This is a genomic window from Pseudomonas sp. 5Ae-yellow, assembly GCF_014077575.1.
GTDB lineage: Bacteria > Pseudomonadota > Gammaproteobacteria > Pseudomonadales > Pseudomonadaceae > Halopseudomonas > Halopseudomonas neustonica.
Genome location: NZ_JACGWE010000023.1, coordinates 39568 through 59367, shown reverse-complemented (window position 1 = coordinate 59367; position 19800 = coordinate 39568). Strand labels below are relative to the sequence as shown.

19 protein-coding genes are annotated in these 19800 nt (G+C 57.0%); 10 read left to right on the top strand and 9 right to left on the bottom strand.

What is annotated here, in order from left to right:
* Positions 1-1223: 1223 nt before the first annotated feature.
* The 3 genes from H4J77_RS13770 to H4J77_RS13760 form a co-directional block, all read right to left on the bottom strand.
* Positions 1224-1967 carry an SDR family oxidoreductase gene (locus H4J77_RS13770; protein ID WP_182248933.1) on the bottom strand — a complete coding sequence of 248 codons (744 nt, stop codon included), beginning with the start codon at positions 1965-1967 and terminating at the stop codon, positions 1224-1226.
* A 233-nt stretch (positions 1968-2200) separates the two neighbouring features.
* A complete protein-coding gene (locus H4J77_RS19955) occupies positions 2201-2749 on the bottom strand; it encodes a cyclophilin-like fold protein (RefSeq protein ID WP_259364860.1) in 549 nt (182 codons plus the stop codon).
* Positions 2750-2772: 23 nt separating this feature from the next.
* Entirely contained in the window at positions 2773-3903 is a 1131-nt protein-coding gene (locus H4J77_RS13760; RefSeq protein ID WP_220469367.1) for an MFS transporter, read from the bottom strand.
* A gap of 268 nt (positions 3904-4171) precedes the next feature.
* Here H4J77_RS13760 and H4J77_RS13755 point away from each other — a divergent pair, with 268 nt between their 5' ends.
* The 3 genes from H4J77_RS13755 to H4J77_RS13745 all read left to right on the top strand — a co-directional run bounded on the left by H4J77_RS13755 (position 4172) and on the right by H4J77_RS13745 (position 7887).
* On the top strand, positions 4172-5065 hold the full coding sequence (locus tag H4J77_RS13755; RefSeq protein WP_182248928.1) for a LysR family transcriptional regulator: 894 nt from the start codon (positions 4172-4174) through the stop codon (positions 5063-5065).
* 505 nt (positions 5066-5570) lie between these two features.
* Positions 5571-6893, top strand: a complete 1323-nt coding sequence (locus H4J77_RS13750; protein ID WP_220469365.1) for a substrate-binding domain-containing protein — start codon at positions 5571-5573, stop codon at positions 6891-6893.
* A gap of 184 nt (positions 6894-7077) precedes the next feature.
* Complete coding sequence (locus H4J77_RS13745) at positions 7078-7887, top strand: alpha/beta fold hydrolase (RefSeq protein WP_182248926.1); 810 nt, start codon at positions 7078-7080, stop codon at positions 7885-7887.
* 52 nt (positions 7888-7939) lie between these two features.
* Here the strand turns inward: H4J77_RS13745 and H4J77_RS13740 are convergent, their stop codons facing one another.
* Positions 7940-8413 carry a DMT family transporter gene (locus tag H4J77_RS13740; RefSeq protein ID WP_182248924.1) on the bottom strand — a complete coding sequence of 158 codons (474 nt, stop codon included), beginning with the start codon at positions 8411-8413 and terminating at the stop codon, positions 7940-7942.
* A gap of 15 nt (positions 8414-8428) precedes the next feature.
* On the bottom strand, positions 8429-8857 hold the full coding sequence (locus H4J77_RS13735) for a DMT family transporter (protein WP_182248922.1): 429 nt from the start codon (positions 8855-8857) through the stop codon (positions 8429-8431).
* An 84-nt stretch (positions 8858-8941) separates the two neighbouring features.
* On the opposite strand from H4J77_RS13735, the gene H4J77_RS13730 reads away from it, so the two are divergent.
* Together H4J77_RS13730 and H4J77_RS13725 are read left to right on the top strand one after the other, a co-directional pair.
* Entirely contained in the window at positions 8942-9874 is a 933-nt protein-coding gene (locus tag H4J77_RS13730; protein WP_182248920.1) for a LysR family transcriptional regulator, read from the top strand.
* Positions 9875-10059: 185 nt separating this feature from the next.
* Positions 10060-11238 carry an MFS transporter gene (locus tag H4J77_RS13725; RefSeq protein ID WP_182248918.1) on the top strand — a complete coding sequence of 393 codons (1179 nt, stop codon included), beginning with the start codon at positions 10060-10062 and terminating at the stop codon, positions 11236-11238.
* Positions 11239-11275: 37 nt separating this feature from the next.
* Here the strand turns inward: H4J77_RS13725 and H4J77_RS13720 are convergent, their stop codons facing one another.
* The 4 genes from H4J77_RS13720 to H4J77_RS13705 all read right to left on the bottom strand — a co-directional run bounded on the left by H4J77_RS13720 (position 11276) and on the right by H4J77_RS13705 (position 15747).
* Positions 11276-12043: an EAL domain-containing protein gene (locus H4J77_RS13720; protein ID WP_123888762.1), complete on the bottom strand. Its 768-nt coding sequence runs from the start codon at positions 12041-12043 to the stop codon at positions 11276-11278.
* Positions 12044-12342: 299 nt separating this feature from the next.
* Complete coding sequence (locus tag H4J77_RS13715) at positions 12343-13059, bottom strand: dual specificity protein phosphatase family protein (RefSeq protein ID WP_182248916.1); 717 nt, start codon at positions 13057-13059, stop codon at positions 12343-12345.
* Complete coding sequence (locus H4J77_RS13710; protein ID WP_182248914.1) at positions 13046-13792, bottom strand: phosphatase PAP2 family protein; 747 nt, start codon at positions 13790-13792, stop codon at positions 13046-13048. The genes H4J77_RS13715 and H4J77_RS13710 overlap by 14 nt, the downstream gene beginning before the upstream one ends.
* On the bottom strand, positions 13789-15747 hold the full coding sequence (locus tag H4J77_RS13705; protein ID WP_123888765.1) for an LTA synthase family protein: 1959 nt from the start codon (positions 15745-15747) through the stop codon (positions 13789-13791). Before H4J77_RS13705 ends, H4J77_RS13710 begins: the two co-directional genes overlap by 4 nt.
* A 115-nt stretch (positions 15748-15862) precedes the next feature.
* On the opposite strand from H4J77_RS13705, the gene H4J77_RS13700 reads away from it, so the two are divergent.
* The 5 genes from H4J77_RS13700 to H4J77_RS13680 all read left to right on the top strand — a co-directional run bounded on the left by H4J77_RS13700 (position 15863) and on the right by H4J77_RS13680 (position 19755).
* The gene (locus tag H4J77_RS13700; protein ID WP_123888766.1) at positions 15863-16549 is read left to right on the top strand and encodes a response regulator transcription factor; all 687 of its coding nucleotides are present in this window, start codon (positions 15863-15865) and stop codon (positions 16547-16549) included.
* Positions 16539-17801 carry a HAMP domain-containing sensor histidine kinase gene (locus H4J77_RS13695; RefSeq protein WP_182248912.1) on the top strand — a complete coding sequence of 421 codons (1263 nt, stop codon included), beginning with the start codon at positions 16539-16541 and terminating at the stop codon, positions 17799-17801. The genes H4J77_RS13700 and H4J77_RS13695 overlap by 11 nt, the downstream gene beginning before the upstream one ends.
* A gap of 160 nt (positions 17802-17961) precedes the next feature.
* Positions 17962-18654, top strand: a complete 693-nt coding sequence (locus tag H4J77_RS13690; protein WP_123888768.1) for a class I SAM-dependent methyltransferase — start codon at positions 17962-17964, stop codon at positions 18652-18654.
* Positions 18651-19373, top strand: a complete 723-nt coding sequence (locus H4J77_RS13685; protein ID WP_182248910.1) for a lipopolysaccharide kinase InaA family protein — start codon at positions 18651-18653, stop codon at positions 19371-19373. Before H4J77_RS13690 ends, H4J77_RS13685 begins: the two co-directional genes overlap by 4 nt.
* Positions 19363-19755, top strand: coding sequence for a diacylglycerol kinase (locus H4J77_RS13680; RefSeq protein ID WP_182248908.1), 393 nt, complete (start codon positions 19363-19365; stop codon positions 19753-19755). The genes H4J77_RS13685 and H4J77_RS13680 overlap by 11 nt, the downstream gene beginning before the upstream one ends.
* Positions 19756-19800 lie beyond the last annotated feature (45 nt).

Below are 19800 nucleotides of genomic sequence, written 5' to 3'. Positions count from 1 at the left end.
TTACATTGAGATGTTTTATAACCCAAGGCGCCGGCACGGCACGAGTGGTGACCTGTCACCGGTCGAGTACGAAAAGCGTCATTACCAGAGTCTGGCGAGTGTCTAGAATACTGGGGGCGATTCATACCTCACCACAGAGAATGTGATTAAACGACTACGTTAGTGCCTAATCAGAAAATGGGGAAATCGCTTGAAAGCCTTGATATGCTTGATTTACACTAATTTATACAGCTTAATGACGCTTAGCGACGTTAGGCGACACTGCCCTCCGAAGGCGGGGGTCACAGGTTCGAATCCTGTCGGGTGCGCCATCTTCTTTAAAATCAATGCTTTACATGTCGTAAAAATCGATACGTTCAAGCATTGATACCTGCCTCAAATAGCCAGCACTCAATTTTTAGTCTTGCTGATGCTAAATCACATGACATTTAGCTCAAATCTCGGGGAAGCCCCTCAAAATCCTCAGTGCCTAGATTGTGCCCACCTAGTTTTGGTGATGAGTGAGTGCGCGGATTATTTGAGTACTGCCTCAGAATGGTACAAAAGCATCTGGCACGAAGTAATTCATGTGACTGAGTATGCTTTTTAGGCTGATCGCCGTCCTTAGCCACAGGAGGGTATCGGCGAAAAGCACCACTCACGACTTGGCTTGAATACGTGGGGCGACTTAGCATGAGGCGTGGATCTGAAAGATGGATAGTGCTACAAAATGTAGACCTATTTATAAAAATAACAGTACTGTTCCTACTAGGACTCGCGTGCTGGAGCACGCGGCTTGCCCAGCCAGCATTTCAAGGATGTTTTATGCCATTGCGCCCCCACGCCACTAATCCGCTCAAAGCTTGGCTAACCGAATTTTTTTTCACTCGAGGCCTATTTAAAGGTCCAAATGAAAAACCGCTTTATGGATATCAGGTTTCCGAGCAGGAGTACTTGTCACTAAAGGGTGCACTTCGGCAAAACTTAGTGCTGGCTTCTCACCCTATTCACGGCGGTAATTGGGCCCCACCTCAGAGAGCAGCACTAGGCTGGCTACCTCTTGCTTGAAAAAGGATGAAAAAGTGCATCGTTTTCAGATCATCGGACGCCTTGTTTAGCGAGCTGATTTTACCATCTACGTTGGTGCCCGAGATCGCAAGACCACTAAACCCTCACTTTTGCGTCTATCGGCTGTTGGGCCGAGAGATAGAATTACGCTGGGATGCCAGCGGCATCGCCACTACTCACCATGGCTGCTTCGCTGGCCCGACGGTGAACTCGTTGATGGTCATGTCTTCGGGCTGGTCGATCGCAAAGGCAACGACACTGGCGATCCGATCCGGCGAGATACCGAACTTGTCATACACGCCCTGCATCTGATCCAGCGATGCCTGGTCGGTGAAGGTGGTCAGCAGCTCGGTATTGATCGCCGCCGGATAGATAGTCGCGGTACGGATATTGGTGCCCTCCATGGCGGATTCCATGCGCAGGACTTCCATGAAATCGCGCACGAACCACTTGGTTCCGCCATAAACCGCGCCGCCCGGATATGCTTTGAGACCCGCAACCGATGAGGTAGCGATAACATGGCCAGACTGCTGCGCCAGGAATTCGGGCAGTACCGCCGCAACGCCATTGAGCACGCCTTTGATGTTGACGTCGACCATCTGGTGCCACTCGTCAGTCTTGAGTGCGGAGAGTGGCGAATTTGGCATCAAACCCGCGTTCAGGAAAATAACGTCTACGCGGCCAAAGGTGTCTTTGGCCAGCTTAACGATGGTGTCGTTCTCGGGCTGCTGGGTGACATCCAACGCCTGATATATGGCCTGGCCACCGGACTGTTTAATCTCGTCGGCGATGCGCTTCAGCTTGTCTGTACGGCGCGCGCCCAGCACGACCTTGGCACCTTTACTGGCGAGCAGCTTGGCGGTGGCCTCGCCGATACCGGAGGATGCGCCGGTGATGATGACGACTTTATCTTTGATCATGATGTTTCTCCTGGTTCAGGCTGCACGTGACGCGCAGTTAGGTGTGCCGAACAAAAATCCACACACCTCTGAGGTTTGTGAGTCCAGCTGACATTCGGTCAAACAGCCTCTTGTCTATCTGGTCATACAGATCGACGTGACTGGCTGACGTTATTCATTTCTGAGCTGGTTTTTTCTACATTCTCGTGTCGTGCTCGCTTTGCACTGCACCGTTCACTGCCTGGGTTCGGCTACTAATTCTTGGAAAACGTGATGCTCGCATCACCGGCGCCAAGCGCCTGTGCCAGGCCGTCTGGGTCGCCTACGTGGCCAAGACGGGTGTAGGAATAAGACGAGTTGAAGCTCAGATAAAAGACCACCAGAGTACTTGACCCGTAGAGCATCAGGTCGCCGTTGCGGATCATTTTGGGCCGGCTGGCGTTGGACGGTAACGCTCGTGGCAACTGCGCGTGCTTCTCGTTGTCGTTGAGGTCCGACATGTTGATCGTGAGTGGCAGCATCGCGGCAAACTCGCGAGCCGCCTCGGTATCAGCCATGGTAATGGCGAAGCGGTGTTCGCCGATGATCATCCACATATTAGCCTCCTCCGGTTGAACAGTGGCCGCAGCGGTTGCGGCGCTGGGTGAGCTTGAAGCGCCTGACTGAGCGGCGGCGCAGGCGCCGAACAAAAACAGGCCGCACAACAGGGCTGCGCCATGAAAGACTCGCAGACTACACGCAGGATGGTTTTTACTGCCGATGTAGTATTGGCTGCAGCAAGTGGTGCTAAAAGGTGCCTTCATTGGGTTCTCCTGGGATGCGCAGCTCAGGCCACTTCCCCGGGCTGAACGCGTGAAGTCAGAAAGGCGAGTAAGGCCGCGAACAGCAACACAAGCGCACTCGCCCCGAAGGCGCTCTGGTAGCCTGCCGAGTCAAAAAGTAACCCACCCAGGGTCGAACCCAAGGCAATGGACAACTGGATCACTGCTACCATCAGGCCACCGCCAGCCTCGGCCTGGTCCGGCATGACGTCGGCAACCCAACTCCACCAGGCAACAGGCGCGGCGGTCGCCAGCAAACCCCACAGGCCCAGTAGCGTCGCGACGGCGGCCATCCAGGTGCCGAAGAAAATTAGTGCTACAGCGATCACCGCCATCAACAAGGGTGTCACAACGAGCACCTTGTAGAGGCCGCGATTGAGCATAAAACCAATCAGCGCGGTGCCGATGAAACCCGCTATGCCTATCGCCAGCAGGATAAGCGAAAGCGTGGACACACCGACCTGCGTCACCGTTTCGAGGAACGGCCGCACATAGGTAAAGAGAACAAACTGCCCCATGAAGAAAGCGCCACAGGCACCGATACCCAAGGCAACGGTTCGGTTTTTGAGTACATTGAAAACATTACCTGAACCGGGCGCGTGCTCCTGGGCAGGCATGTCCGGCAAGCTGATCCACTGCCAGACAAGGGCCACAGTCGCCAATGGCACCAGACAAAAGAAAGCGCCGCGCCAACCCATGACCGAGCCGAGGTAGGCGCCAAGCGGCGCAGCGATGACCATTGCCAGCGCGTTGCCACCGTTGAAGATCGCCAGTGCGCGCGGCAGCTTTGCGACAGGCACCAAGCGCATGGCGGTAGCCGCTGACAAGGACCAGAAGCCACCGATGACCACTCCTATGAGCGCCCGGCCTAGCATGTAGATTAGATAGTTTGGCGCCAGCGCAACCACGACGCCAGACACCGCCATCAGCGTAGTCAGGCCGATTAGCAATGTCTTGCGGTTCATTCCGCCCGCCAACATCGAGATCGACAGACTGGTCAGTACCGCGAGCGCACCTGAGATCGCAATGCCTTGCCCAGCCATCCCCTCACTGGCGAGAAGATCGGTCGCAATCGGCGTCAGCAGGCTGACCGGCATAAACTCTGAAGCAATCAGTGCGAAGACGCACAGCGACATCGCGAAGACGCCGCTCCAATTAGCTGGCGGCGCTGCGGTAGCTTGAATAGAAGCGGCCGTGGGCAGGGCCTCACCTGTGTGGGTCGTCATAAATACACTGTTCTCTGCTATCGGTAGGAAACGCCATACGACTACCAAAGCTTGGCGACTGGCTTTTCAGTGCTTGTATGATCAACCTCAAGAGCCAGCCTGACTAGCTAATGTATTCTTATATGGTTTATTAGATCAGCTAATCAATATTAGCTCGGTTTTTATGGGAAACTGATCCATGGCTAGACGCAACCTCAATGATTTACTGTATTTCGTCACTGTTGCGCGCGAAGGCAGCTTTACGCGCGCGGCCTCGCTGATGGGCGTCACGCAATCGGCGCTCAGCCAGGCTGTCAGCGGCCTGGAAGCGCGACTTGAGATTCGACTGCTGACGCGCACCACACGCAGCGTGTCGCTCACCGCCGCGGGTGAACGTCTGCTGAATTCCATCGGCCATCGCATTGACGAAATCGACGCGGAGCTGGACGAGTTGACGGCCCTGCGCGATAAGCCGGCAGGCACGGTTCGGATCACCACGGGGGAACATGTTCTGCGGACTACGCTGCTGCCAAAGCTGACTCCACTTTTACTCGAGTATCCTGACATCAATATCGAATTCGATATTAACTATGGCTTTCGGGATATCGTGGCTGATCGTTTCGATGCTGGCGTGCGCCTGGGCGACACGATCGACAAGGATATGATCGCGACGCCGATCGGGCCGCAGCTGCGCATGGCCGTCGCCGCTTCTCCGGCTTATTTCGCAACGCACCCGGCGCCCCGCCAGCCAAGCGATTTGGTAAACCACAATTGCATCAACATGCGCTTGCAGAGTGCCGGTGGGCTCTACGCGTGGGAGTTCGAGCATCGTGGCCACCCCCTGGACGTGCGAGTGGATGGGCAGCTCATTTTCAATACCTCACCCGCTATGGTTGACGCAGCTTTGGCCGGAGTGGGCATCGCCTTCTTGCCTGAAGACGAGTTCGCGCCACATCTTGAGGAAGGTCGATTGTTGCGCGTACTGGAAGCCTACTGCCCTCCGTTTCCGGGCTACTACCTGTACTACCCGAGCCGCAGGCAGCCATCACACGCGTTCTCTCTGGTGTTGGATGCGTTACGCGTGACGAGATAAATACTACAACTGCTATTCGCATCCGCTACTGCCAAAAGCGCAGAATATAAGAGCCTTACCCGCCTACACTCAAGCAATCATCTGATGATAAAACCGAGACACCCACGGCCGCGCTGGTGCCTTTGTCTCGTCGTCCTGGCTAGAAAGCGAACATCCGTTGCCAATTGGTCAGTCAAACTTGATAGCGTCTTTGCTGTTAAATTTGCCTCGCTTTCAAGTTGCAGAAAGAGTTCACGCGAACCTGAAGCGTGCTGAACGCTGGCAGCACCTTTGTAGGCACCTTAGTAGAACATCCAGCTGATTCAACCAAGTGCCAAGGTGAGACTTACTCAACACCAAGCTGGGCTCATCTGTGTGTCATCACTGACAAGGAACCCTGCGCGACGCAACAATCGATAAGACCATCAAGGCTCCGGGCAGTCACAGCACCGTAATCCAAATGTCATCTTGCTGTCGCACTCTGTAGCGTCCAACACCCTAACGTCAGATGCTAATGAGGCTTACGATGCAATCAGTTTGTCGCCGACTGCTGCACCACCTGTGCTTTGCTATGGTTTTTTTACCGGGGCTGGTGTCTGCCCATGCGCTGGAAATCCATGGTTCCAACACCATTGGCGCTACCCTGGCACCCATGTTGATGACGCGTTTTTTGGAACAACTAAGCGGCCAGCCCGTTATCAGTAGTGCCAGCAGCACCGAGAACGAAACCCTGCTCAGCACGAGCAAAGACGGCAAACCGCTAACCGTGTTGGTAGCCGCGCACGGCTCCAGTACCGGCTTTACCGCAATGCAGGCCAACCAGGCCGATATCTGGGCGGCCTCACGTCGCGTCAAACCCGCTGAAATAGCGGCTATGGCGGCGCGCGCAGATATGACCAGTGCCGATAGCGAGCATGTGATTGCCATTGATGGTCTGGCGATTCTGGTACACCCCGCCAACCCGGTAGACCAGCTCAGCATAGAAACCCTGGCGCAGATTTTTGCCGGTGAGATCACTAACTGGTCGGCCGTTGGTGGGCCTGATCGGGCGATCCAGGTATACGCCCGCGATGAGCAATCCGGCACCTGGGACACCTTCAAGGATCTGGTGTTGCGCGGCCAATACGCGATGACCGACGGCGCCCGGCGTTACGAGTCAAACGACCAGCTGTCAGCGGATGTAAGCCGAGATCCTGCCGGCATAGGATTCGCCGGGTTTGCCTCCGTCGGTAACAGCAAACTGCTCGCCATCGCTGACGGCAATGCGCCAGCGCTTAAGCCCAGCAAACTCTCGGTGGCGACCGAGGACTACCCACTGTCGCGTCGGCTTTATCTTTACACTCCCGCGCAAACGGGCGAGCCACTGGCGCAGAGCTTTATCGACTTTACCCAAAGCCATGCGGGACAAGAGATCGTCGCTCAATCGGGGTTCTTTTCTCAGACACCCTTCGCGGTTGACCCCGTGCTTGACGACAGCGTGCCGGAGACATTCAAGCGCCTGACTGCACGCTACCAGCGTTTATCAGTGAACATCCGCTTTGCCGAAGGCAACACCACGCTGGACAACAAGGCGCATCGCGACCTACTGCGCATTCAGACCTACCTTGCCGACACCGGCAAAACCGGCTCAGACATTATGCTGATTGGCTTTGCCGACCAGCAAAGCAACGAGCTACGCGCTCAAATGATTTCCGAACTACGCGCTCAGACAGCCAGTAAGGCGCTACGCGAACTCGGTACCGTAGTGCAAGGCTACGTCGGCTACGGTCACTACATGCAGGTAGGATCTGCGGGTGGCGAGACCGGCGCACAACGCAACGGCAGGGTCGAAGTCTGGGTACAGCGTTGAGCCATTGCACCTCACTGACCAACAACTGACAACCGCACTCTCACTGAGCTGCAGCGACCGCGAAACGAACAGGCTAATCATGTTGTCCTAGTATTAGTGCCAATGAGCAAGGCGTGCGCATCAGGGAGTCGTTAGTTCGGCGAGCGCAGCCCGCTTTCCTGTTCTGCTTCAGGGAGTCTATGCAATGCCCATGATCGAGATAAATGGCGTAGAGATCGCTTACGAAGACACCGGCCCGCGCGACGCGCCAGCCATAGTGCTGGCGCACTCGCTGTTCTTTGACCACCGCATGTTTGAGCATCAGGTCGCGCGCTTTGCTGAAGACTACCGGGTGATCGCTTACGACCAGCGTGGTCATGGCTTCACCCCGCATCCCAAGAACGGCGAGTACGGCATGGACGCCCTGACCGAGGATGCCGCCGCTTTGATCCAGCGCCTCGAGCTAGGCCCCGTCCATATCGTTGGCAACTCGATGGGTGGTTTCGTGGCACTGCGCCTCGGTGCCCGTTACCCAGCGCTGGTGCGCTCAGTCACCACCGTCGGTTCATCTGCCGATAAGGAACACAACATCGAACAGTACCGACCGCTGGTGCAGGCCATGAAGGAACACGGCGCCGCGCCGGTGATTGAGCAGCTGATGTACACCATGTTTGGCGACACCACCCTCGCCGCACAATCACAGGCGAGCCTGCGTTCAACCTGGCGCAATCGTATGGCGGCACTGACCCGCGAAACCGGCTCCGCCGCCGAAGCGGTCGTTGAACGTGAGAGCGTGGTCGATGAATTGGCGCTGATCAAGGTCCCGGTGCTGGCGATTGCCGGCGAAGAGGACCACGCCTATGGCATCGATCTGTCGGAGCAAATCGCAAAAGGAGTCGATGACGGACGCTGCATTGTCATCAAGGCCGCTGGACACTCCGCCAGTCTGGAGGCGCCCGGGCCGGTTAACGAGGCGCTGGCAGAGCACTTCAGGCGCGCTGAAGCGACGAGTTGAGTTAGCGATTGAGCGCAGCGCCCGTTGTTAACCAAAGTTCTGCGCTATTTCCTTAATGCTCGACTGCAGTCAGTCGTAATGCTCGCTTGCGGTGGCTCAGGTAGATCAGCGCCAGCGCCCCCATCAGCAAGGCCATCGACAGATAGCGTGCTGGGTCCAGCGGCAAGCGGCTATTACCCAGCCAACCAAAATGATCAATCAGCAGGCTCATCAGCAGTTGACCGGAAATGACGGCGACCGTCGCCGCTGCCGTGCCAACTCGCGGCACAGCAAATACGATAGCCAGCATGTACACCACACCGAACAGCGCACCAATCAATTGCCATTTGGGTACGCTGAACAAGGTCGCCTCACTTGGCGACTCAAAAAAGAACATCAACAAGAAGGTGATAACTGCGCCCAGCGCGAAGGTTAGCCAAGCGCTTTCGACTACGCCCGTCTGGGCGCCCAGCTTGCCGTTGATGGAAGACTGCGCAGCCAATACCGCACCGCCGAGTAATAAGATCGCAAAAATGATGGGTAACATCGGGTCACTCTCCTCTTACATCAGCCAAAGTGCGGCAAAGATCATCGCTAGTGCCAACACCCGGTAACCATCGACCGAGCGCTTTTCGCTGCCTAACAGGCCAAAGTGATCAATGAGCATACTGGCGGCAACTTGCCCGCAAAGAATACCGACCATGGTCATCCCGACCCCGACCAAGGGCGTAGCGATGGTCAGGACAACGACGTAGATCGGCCCAAGAATCCCCCCGGTCAGTAGCCAGCGCGGCTGCGCAAACAGTGGTCCCAGTTGACGTTTGCGGGAAAACAGCAAGATGAGTGACAGCAATAGCGCGCCAACCAGAAAGATCGATAGCGTGGCGGAAAGATGGCCAACCTGCTCGCCCAGCGGACCCAATAGCCCCGCTTCTACCGACAGCCCCATGCCTGCTACCAGTACCATCAGCAAAATCATTGCCTGTTGCATACCGCCTCCTTTAATCAAGCCGGCAAGCGTAATCTGCGCTTCGCATTGCTACAATCAGTGCAACCGACAAAGGACTATTGCATTTTGGACAACTCCCCCAGCTTGCTCGCGCTTCGCCTGTTTGTGCGCGTGGCCATGACCGGCAGCTTTATCGAGGCCGCCCGCTTTTTCAGTTTGCCCGCCTCCTCGGTATCGCGGCATATCGCAGCTCTGGAAAAACAACTAGGCCAACGCCTACTGTTTCGGCATACCCGTGCAGTCCGTCTGACCGACGCGGGAGAACGCTATTATCAAGATGTGAAACAGATACTCGACAACCTCGAGCTGGCTAACGAGCAGATCAGCGGCGGCGCCAGCGGACCGCGCGGATTATTGCGCGTCAATGCGCCTGTGGCCTTTGGGCGACGGCATATCGCCCCACAGCTGGCAGCACTGCAATCGCAGTACCCGTTGCTGAATATCGAGTTAACCTTAAGCGATGCCTTTATCGATCCGGTGCAGGAGGGAGCCGATGTGGTTATACGGGTCGGCGCACTGCGCGACTCCAGTCTTGTGGCGCGTAAGCTGGCGCCGCAGCGCTTTGTTGCCTGCGCGGCGCCAGCCTATATCGAGCAGCACGGAACGCCCACGCAACCTGACGAATTGGCGCACCACAACTGCCTGGTATACAAGGGAACACGCGGCATTCAGCCTTGGTACTTTCGCCAGCAGGAAGCGCCTGAGCTGTTTCAGCGATACGACGTTAAAGGCAACCTCTACGGCAACAACGCCGAGAGCCTGGTTGAGGCAGCCCGGCAGGGGCAGGGTATTGTGCTGTTCCCCACCTGGCTGCTTTACGAGGCACTGCGCGAACACGCGCTGCTACCCATCCTGAGTGAATTTGAAGCATCCGGGGAGCCAACACTGGAGGGCATTCATGTGATCTATCCGGAAAATCGTCTGCGCTCATCAAAGGTCGCTGCTTTTCTGCAGCATCTTTTCGAGCAAATACACGAGCGCCCCTACTGGGATGACTAACCCGTTATGGGGTGAGCCCATACCTGACCGCCCGAGCCGCTCTATCTGTCGGATGCACAATAATTCTGCGCACTATCTGTCAGGTGCCCAAACCCCGGATCGTAAATAAAAATAGGCCCAATAGTCGCTTGACCGCATGGCTGTCACTGCCTAGGGTGGCGATCGAAATTTCCGCCGAGGCCTTCATGACCGACCGTACCAAGCTGCCCCCAACAGTCTACCTTTTGGGTCTAACCATCTTTTCTTTAGTCACGGCTGAATTTATGGTCGCCGGCATGATGCCCGCTCTGGCCGAGTCCTTTTCCGTCAGCCTTGCGCAAGTCGGCAACCTCATCGCCTTTTATGCCCTGGGCATGGCACTGGGTGGGCCGCCTGTTACCGTCATGCTGCTGGCCCGACGCGTGAGTAACAAGCATGCTCTGGTATCGCTGCTGGCTGTCTATGTATTCGCTGGCGCTCTCGCAGCTGCCGCGCCCACCTACCTGATACTGGCGATAGCACGCTGCATCATGGGCATTTCCAGCGCCGCTTGCATTGGCTTATGCATGACCATCTGCGCGGGCATGGTGTCGACCGAAATACGCGGCCGCGCGCTATCGGTGGTGCTGGCTGGACTGATGTTGTCACCCGTCGCCGGGGTTCCCATGACCGCGTGGGTAGAGCAGCACTTTGGCTGGCGTGCCAGCGGTTGGCTGGTGGTGGTACTGGCGCTGATATGCACTGCCCTGGCGGCCAGCCGCCTGCCAAAAGTAAAACCCGGCAGCGAACCCCCGCTAAGCAGCCAGTGGAGCGCACTCAGAAGCACCCAGCTGTGGGGCGCCTATATCACCAGCGGCTTGATCATTGGCTCGACCTTCGCCGCGTTCAGCTATTGCACGCCGATTCTGATTGACGAAGTCGGCGTCAAAGCCAGCCAGGTTGCTCCCCTGCTGGCGGTCTACGGCATAGCCAACCTGATAGGCAACATGTTTGTCGGGCGCATTGCCGACCGGCACACCATGCCTGCCCTCGGCTGGGGCCTGGCGTTGATGGCAATAGCCTTGGGCGGCTTTGCTCTAGCGGGTGACCTGGTATGGCTTAACCTCGGCTGTTTCGTTTTGCTCGGTCTGACCGGCGTCGCGCTCAACCCCGCCATGGTCGCCCGCGTGATGAAAGCGGCGGAACCCAGCGCGCTGGTCAATGCACTGCACACCTCGGTCATCACCGCGGGTCTCGCCTTCGGCAGTTGGGCGGGTGGCGCGGTGATCGAGCTGGGTTACGGCCTGCGCGCGCCGTTATGGGTGGGCGCGGCCATCGCAGTTGTGGGCTTGCTCAGTCTCTGGCGGCCTGCGGTGTTCAGGCCGAAGGTAGAGGCCTGCATTTGAGCCATATAGAGAAGATAATACACCAGCGGCAAGGCTCTCAGTCAGCTATATAATTCACGTCCGGCAGGCACTCAAAACCCGGTTTGGCGAGAAGATAGCCCTGCATCAGATCGACACCCGCAGCTCGCAGCCAGCGATACTCTTCAACTGTCTCGATGCCTTCAGCCAAGGCAGTGATGTTAAGATCGTGGAGCATGGCCAGCGTATTACTAACGATAACCTGCCGCGTCTTGTCGGTATCGATATTGCGGATCAGCCCCATATCGAGCTTGACGATATCGGTTTGAAAATCGGCCAGCAGATTTAGCCCGGAATGCCCGGAGCCAAAGTCATCCGTAGCCGTTTTAAAGCCCAGCGCCTGGTAATACTCCACGATCCGCTTAATGTGAGCACTATCTTCAAAGCGCTCGACCTCGGTGAACTCGAACATGATACGTTCAGTCGGAAAACTGAATTGCTTGGCAGCTTCCAGCGTCGTGCGAATACACAGCTCCGGCTTATAGATGGCGTTGGGAAGAAAATTGATACTCAGCATCGAGTCGATACCCAGCTTTGATGCCAAGGCGATAGCCTTGATGCGACAAAGCTGATCGAATGGGTAGCGATTATCTTCATTTACGCGGGAAATAATTGAGTAGGCCGACTCATTATTCAGACCGCGCACCAGAGCTTCGTAACCGTAGACACGCTGATCCTTGCTGCTCACGATAGGCTGAAAGGCCATGGTGAAATCAAACTCCAGATCGTTGCCGTCGACGCACCGATCACACATCACTCTTTCAACATTACTTGATTCGCTTCCCATCACCCGAGCCCCGCTGCACCTTGTTTATCGTATTAATCGTGGCGTAAATAGCGCTTATATAGCCACGGAAATTACCGAGCATGATCATGCGACCAACGACGCAGCACTCAGTAACTAACCAGACAAAATACATTAGCACTATAGCTGAAGCATGCCCGGTCAATACTGAAGGCTTACCCAGCGGGTTGTCCAGCATGCAAAATAGCGGGGGGAAGGAAATATGACCAAGAATTAAGATCTACGACCACCTGCAAGGCAGGCCTGCAGGCAGCCGCGGTCAGGGATTACATTGCCAAAAGCTAACCGAGTAGATCAGCCAGCGAGTCAAACTTATCAAGCATAAAGGCATTTAACCGGCACCAGGCCAGCGGGTTGGTGCTGCACTCACCCGCAGCAATCGCCTGCCTGAACGCGTTAACATCTACCCGGTTCAGATAACCCAGCGCGTCATCCATCCGCTCGGCCGTACCAAAGCCACCCTCGAGCATTTCCGCGATAGCTTCTTCACGGCTCCAGCCGTCATATACGATGCGGTACATGGCGCTGATCAAGCCGGTGCGGTTTTGCCCGTGCTTGCAATGCATCAGCACACCGCCGCGCTGCTCGCCTGCGCGTATGGCCCGCAGCACAGCAATCACCTGAGTATCCGTCACGCGATCAGCTCGCAGCGGCATATGGATACCCCGGATATCGCTACCGGCCAACCATGATTCATCACTCTGCTGATACAGATTGATCACGGTGCGGATACCACGCTCGTGCAACTCGACAAGGTCCCGGGTATCCGGCAAAGCACTGCGGTAAAGCGTGGGGCTGAGTGTGTAAAAACGAAAACGCGGGTTTAGCGGGGCAGCCCAACCTGACGGCCGAGAATCTTCTGCGCCCAAGGTCGGCGGCGGGATAGTCACATCACCACTGCGCAATACGTCCGGCCGCCAGAGCGCAACAATGGCCAGAATGCAAACCGGCAGCAATAACCAGGCGGCGAGCCGGCCCAGGCGCTTAAACCGGCTCATGGCGAACCTCCTCGCCAACCGTGACCGCACGCGCAGCAAGAACTGGCTGACGGTAAAGTATCAGGCGATAGCACATCAGGCTGATGCACCAGTCAAATAATAGCGTCCACAGGTTGTGCGACATGAAATGCGCCCCCTGCATGGTCCGCCCGATAGAGAAAATCGTCCCCAGGCTCAACGCCACAATCAAGGCAGCACGAGCCGCGCGCGGGCGACGATCGCGCAACATGAAAAACAGCGCCAGCAGCGAAAACCCGGAAGAAGCGTGCCCACCGGGCCAGCACCGACCAGGTTTGTCAGATGGTGGTCGCGCGCTCAGCAGCGGCGTATGCACCTGATCACCGCCGTATTGTTGCAAACTCCACGGACACTGCACATTGGTCAGGCGCTTTAGTGGTGTTACCAGACTGGTGCACAGCGCCATCGCCAGCACCAGGTAGCCCAGCGAGCGGCGATACTGCCGAAAACGCGTTGGCAGCAGGCTAATCAGAAAGCCGACAATGGCCAGCACACCTATGACGATCACCGCCTGTTTCGCGCGGTCGTGCAATATGTCTTCCAGAAAGAAGCTGTGCCGCCCGATAAAGCCGACACCCGGCTCATAGAAAAGGTTTGAGATCGCCACATCCACCGGGGTCGGGTCCAGCACCAGCAACAACGCCATGACAGTCAGGGGCAGGGTAAACCAGAGACGAAAGTTGAAGTCTCTGGACGTCTGGTTAAGCGACCTCATTTTTGGCCAACCCGCACGGAGGGTTGAACCAATGGATGCCAGGCCAGCAACTCGTGGGTAAAGTCGTAACTGGCGCCCTCGTAATAGGCAATACTGCGCGCCACCAGCGGGTCACTCTGCTGCGCGCTGCTTTCCAGGCTTTCGCCCAGGGCATCGTCGTGCCGACGCATCATCTGCCGCGGGCTGAGAATCGCCAGGTTGGTACCGTCGAACAGGCCCAGATGCTGGTAGTTGCCAATCAGCGCGCGGCCAGGGGCAGCATCCTTGCGCAGCACATTGCGGCCGAAGAAGGTCGAGGTGTAATCCATGTTCAACAAGCCGAGCAGCGTAGGCGCGATATCGATCTGACTGGTCAGGGTGCTGACATCAGCTGGCGTAATCAGGCTGGGCGCATAAATGAACAGTGGGATGTGATAGTTACTGACCGGCAAGTCCTCCATACCGGCGCTACCCGCTGTATGGTCAGCGACAAAGATAAACACCGTGTTAGCAAACCAGGGTTTCTGGCGTGCGGCGCGCAGGAACTCGCCAATAGCATAATCGGTGTACTTCACCGCGCCCTCACGACCACTGCCTGAGGGAATATCAATACGCCCCTCAGGATAGCTGTATGGGCGGTGGTTGGAGGTGGTCATCAGCTGCAGAAAGAACGGGCTGCCTTGAGCAAAGTCGGCATCTGCCACTTTCAGGGTCTGCTGATAAAGGTCCTCATCGCTCATGCCCCAGGCGTTGGTAAAGGTAACTTCATCATCTGGCACACTGCCCTGATCGACGATGCGATAACCATTGCCCTCGAAAAAGGCATTCATGTTGTCGAAGTAGCCGCGCCCGCCATACATGAACACGCTGTCATAGCCTTGCGCACTGAACTGCTGACCCAGGCTGGCAAAGCCGCTTTCGCGACCCACCCGCTTGACGATAGAGCGGCCAGGCGTGGGCGGAATTGACAGGGTAATGGCTTCTAACCCGCGGGTAGTGCGAGTGCCAGTAGCGTAAAGATTGCTGAAGTACAGGCTCTGCTGACGCAGGGCATCCAACTCGGGGCTGAGGCCGCGAGTATCGCCCTCACTGCCCAGATACTTGGCGCTCAAACTCTCGATGGTCACCAGAATGACGTTCATGCGCTTGGGTTGACCGGGATTATCGATGGTCCGGCGAATGCTCAACGGGTCCGCATCGACAAAGAGCGCGTTGGGTTCTTTCACTTCATCACGCAGTTGCGAGGCAACCTGCTGCAACGGTAGCACCGGATAGAACTGCTCATAGTCCAGCTCGTTGTTACGGAAAGCCGCAAAGAACTGATAGGGGCCGTTCGCAGACAGCTCGTGCTGGTAGGCGTTACCACCGCTAGCACGAGGAAAGTCCTGTCCTACCACGAAAATACCCAGACCAAAGAGCAACGCCCAACCTGTGAGCACCAGGCCACGCTGGCGCCACGCAAGCACGGGCGCGGTAGCAACGCGGCGCATCTGACCACGCAGCGCCACTGTCATACCCACAGCGATTAACGCCAGGACCGCAAGCAGCGGATACACCGGATAAGACTCAAGAATATTATTGAGCACCTCATCGGAGTAAACCAGATAGTCCACTGCGATAAAGTTGAAGCGCACACTGAACTCATCCCAGAACAGCCATTCCGAGACCGCAGTGAACAGCATGATGAAGATGCTCAGGGTCAGCACTGCTTGCAGCAGCAGCCGATTCCAGCGACTCTGCCACAGCCGCGTAGGGCAAAGCAGCAGATAGAGCGCCAATGGCGCCAGTGCATAGAGCAGAAAAACCAGGTCGTAGACAAAGCCTTCGCTGTAGAGCGACAGGGTGCTGCCAAGGTCCAGCTGCGCCTCAGGTAAATGCGTAAACAGCAATAAGCTGCGCGTCATTACGAAAAGGGCCAGCCAGATCAGCGCGATCAGAGCAATAAAACGTGTTTGCGCATATTTGAACAGGTGCATTGTATGATCCGTATTGATGAGACTGGCGCCAGTGTGGCCATACGGCTGTCAGCAGCTCGTCAACGCGGTGTGAAAAAAACGTTAATCAACATCGACTCAAGGGTGAGGCAGCTGGATGCGAATTCTGGTAATTGAAGATAACCGCGACATTCTGGCCAATGTGCTGGACTACCTGCAGCTCAAGGGCTACACGGTAGATTGCGCGCAGGATGGGCTGTCCGGCCTGCACCTGGCGGTAAGCGAACACTATGACCTGATCGTGCTGGATATCATGCTGCCTGGCATCGACGGCTATCAGCTCTGCCAACGCCTGCGCGACGACGCCCAGCGCGATACGCCGATCATCATGCTGACCGCACGCGACCAATTGGAAGATCGGCTCAAGGGACTTAATAGCGGCGCCGATGACTACCTGGTCAAACCTTTTGCCCTGTCCGAGCTGGTCGCCCGTATCGAGGCTATATTACGAAGGAGCCAGGGCGGAGGCGCCAAACATAAGCTGCAGGTAGCCGACCTCAGTTACGATCTGGATACCCTGCAGGTGAGCCGTCAGGGCCGAGCGCTTAAACTCAACCCGGTTGGGCTGAAGTTACTGGAAGTATTGATGCGCAAGAGTCCGGCGGTAGTGCGTCGTGCGGTCCTTGAGGAAGCACTTTGGGGCGAGGAACTCCCGGATAGCGACAGCCTGCGCAGCCATGTACACCAGTTGCGCCAGGTCATTGATAAACCTTTTGCCCAGCCGCTGCTGCATACCATGCACGGACTGGGCTACTGCCTTGCCGAGCGTAGCGATGACCTCTAAACAACCACTGGTTCGCCGCATCATCATTGCTTTTACCCTGATGACCCTGGTTGTCAGTGGCGGCTTCTCCCTGGGCATTGTGGCCATAGTGCACTTTATTGAAGAGCATCTGGTCACCAAGGAAATGAGCGAGGAGCTCGATAGCATTCTGCAAAAGGATCTGGCCAAGGGCATACCGCCGCGGCTGGACCTCAAGACCCAGCTGTTTGCCTCGCACATGCCTGGCTATGAAATACCCAAAAACTTTATTGGTCTGGATGAAGGCTTTAACGAGGTGGTGGGCGACACAGAAGCCTATTACGTCTTTATCCGCGATACACCGCAGCAGCGCTACGTTCTGGTGCAGGAGCAAGCCGAGTTCGAGGCGCGGGAAAACGCCCTGTTCGCTGTCGTCTTTGCCGGCTTCATACTCACCGGCCTGGCCGCCTGGCTGCTCGGCTGGTTGATGGCGCAGACCATTATTGCGCCGTTGGCACGCCTGGCTCAGCAAGCTCGCCACCGCGATCAGCTGCTGACCATCGCCCCCAATCTGGCGCCGGAATATCCGGAGGATGAAGTCGGCCACCTGGCTGCCGCGTTCGATGAAACCCTGGGGCAACTGCGTAGCTCGCTTGAACGCGAACGCCTGTTTACCAGTGATGTCAGTCACGAATTGCGTACGCCGCTAATGGTCATAGCCTCTTCTGCCGAGCTGCTGGAAGCTAGCGTGCTGGACGAGCGAGGCCGTAACCAGGTTGATCGCATCCAACGCGCCACCGCTGAAATAAGCGACCTGGTCGAGACCTTTCTATTATTAGCGCGCGCCACAACCCATCCAAATCCAACAGGCGGCAGCTTGACCCTCGAACAGGTTGCACGCGAGCTAGCCGAACGCTGGGCTCCCCGCTTCGCCGAAAAGGGGCTCGCGTTTAACCTTGTTATTGAAGAACATAACCCGCAGTTACTGCATGGCAGCTTTCTCAGCACCGTCATGTCCAACCTGATGCGCAATGCGTTGCATTACACCGAGCACGGCGAGGTTCGCCTGCTGCTGAGCGCCCGCGGCTTTCGTGTGGAAGATACCGGCCAGGGCGTACCCCGCGCGCAACAGGAGGATATTTTCAAGCCCTTTGTACGTGGCTCCGAGGCACGGGGGGAAGGCCTTGGCCTTGGGCTGTCACTGGTCAAACGCATCTGCGCCCATCAGCGCTGGCAAGTGCGTATGTATTCCTTGCCCGCGGGCGGTAGCTGCTTTGAGGTGAACTTGACCTGAGCACAGCAGCCGCATCAGGGAAAAGAGCCTTGGTTGGCCCACGGCATAGGCGCCATCGCGGTAATAGATGACGTTTCACGAAATTTTGACATGCTTTTGACACGCGCTTGACCGGCGGATGCTTAGTCTGGCCCAGAAATATCATTCTGAGAGCCTAACCATGACCAAGCCCGCCGCCATCAAGCTCGAGTTTTCTGAAAAGTATGATCAGCAGCACGCCCACCAGTATCTGCACAAGCACCAGACCGGCCTGTTTCGCCGACTGTCGAACTGGCGTGATATGCAGCTGGCGCGTCATGCGCTGAGCGATGCCGGTGCGCCACAACTGGTTCTTGATCTGCCCTGCGGCGCGGGCCGCTTTTGGCCGCTACTGGCCGAGTCACCCAACCGAGTCATTCTCGCTGCCGATAACTCAGAAGACATGCTGAAAACCGCAGTGGCTGGTCAGCCAGCCGATGTGGTGGCACGGGTCAAGACCTTCCAGACTTCAGCCTTCGATATCGACTTGAGTGACAACGCTGTCGACAGCATCTTTTGCATGCGCCTGATCCATCACGTCGCCGAGTCTGAACATCGCCTCGCCATGTTACGTGAGCTGCGCCGGGTAACCCGCGACACCGTCATCATTTCACTCTGGGTCGACGGCAATTTCAAAGCCTGGAAGCGTAAGCGTCTTGAAGCGAAGCGCGCCGCACGCGGAAAGCGCTCAGACAATCAAAATCGCTTTCTGGTGCGCCGCGAAACCATCGAGAGTGAGTTTCGGGCAGCCGGTTTCAGCATCCTCAATCATCACGACTTCCTACCCGGCTACGCCATGTGGCGCGTTTACGTCCTGCGCAAGGTTCGCCCATGAACGCGGGGTTCTGGCAGCCAGCCGGGGTAATTGAGCGCTTTCAGCAAAGCGCTTTTGACCGCTGGTGGAGCATGCCGGGTGAATGGGTCGAAGAAAGGAACCAACGCCGTGGCGGTGAAAGCGGCGTCAAGTTGCTGCCGCCGCTGAAAGGCGGTCAGCCGCCGCTGTACAGCAAGCGCCAGGTGGGGCACGTATTTCGCTCATTGCGCCACCCGCTGGGCTTGCCAACCGTGCTGCGCGAGCAGCACGCATTGATGGCCTGTGAACAGCTCGGGATCAAGGTGCCCAAGCGGGTGTTCTGCGCCGCGCGCAAACAGCAGGGGCAGTGGCAAGCGCTGCTGATAACCGAAGAGCTTAGTGGCTTCGTCAGTCTTGATGACTGGTATGCCGAGCACGCACCCACGCTGCACGCCAGCAGCCGGCAGGCGATCCTGCAACGCTTGGCGCAGGTGTTACGTCGGCTGCATCAGAGCCGCCGGCAACATGGTTGCCTGTATAGCAAACACATCTACATCAGCCTCAACACAAAAGAGCCCGAGGTAGCACTGCTGGACCTGGAAAAAAGCCGCCGCCGACTGCTGCGCAGCGAAGCCGCTCAACATGACCTGTCACAGCTGGAACGCCGCCGTGGTGCGATGCCCGAGTCCGACTGGCAGTATTTGCTAAAATGCTACAACACATCCAACGTCGAATTAACAGGAGCCAATAATGCGTCCTAATCCTGCGCCTCGCGAAGAAGCACTGGCCTTTAAAAGCCGTGGCGGCTTTGGCCGGGTCTTCAAGGCGACCGGTTACTCATTGGCGGGCCTGCGCGCAGCCATAGTGGGTGAAGCGGCGTTCCGTCAGCTACTGGCCTTGAGCGCTGTATTGATCCCACTGGCCTGCCTGCTTGAGGTCAGCTCGCTGGAGCGTACCGTGCTACTACTGGTGGTCTTTGTAGCGCTGATCGTTGAGCTGCTCAACTCGGCTATAGAGGCCGTGGTAGATCGCATTTCGCTGGAACTGCACCCACTGTCCAAACAAGCCAAGGACATGGGCAGCGCCGCACAACTGATCTCGCTGTTGATGATACTCACCGTCTGGCTGGTGATCTTGCTCTAATCCCCTGCCCGCCCCGGCCTCTACCTGACTGGAAACTGCCTATCC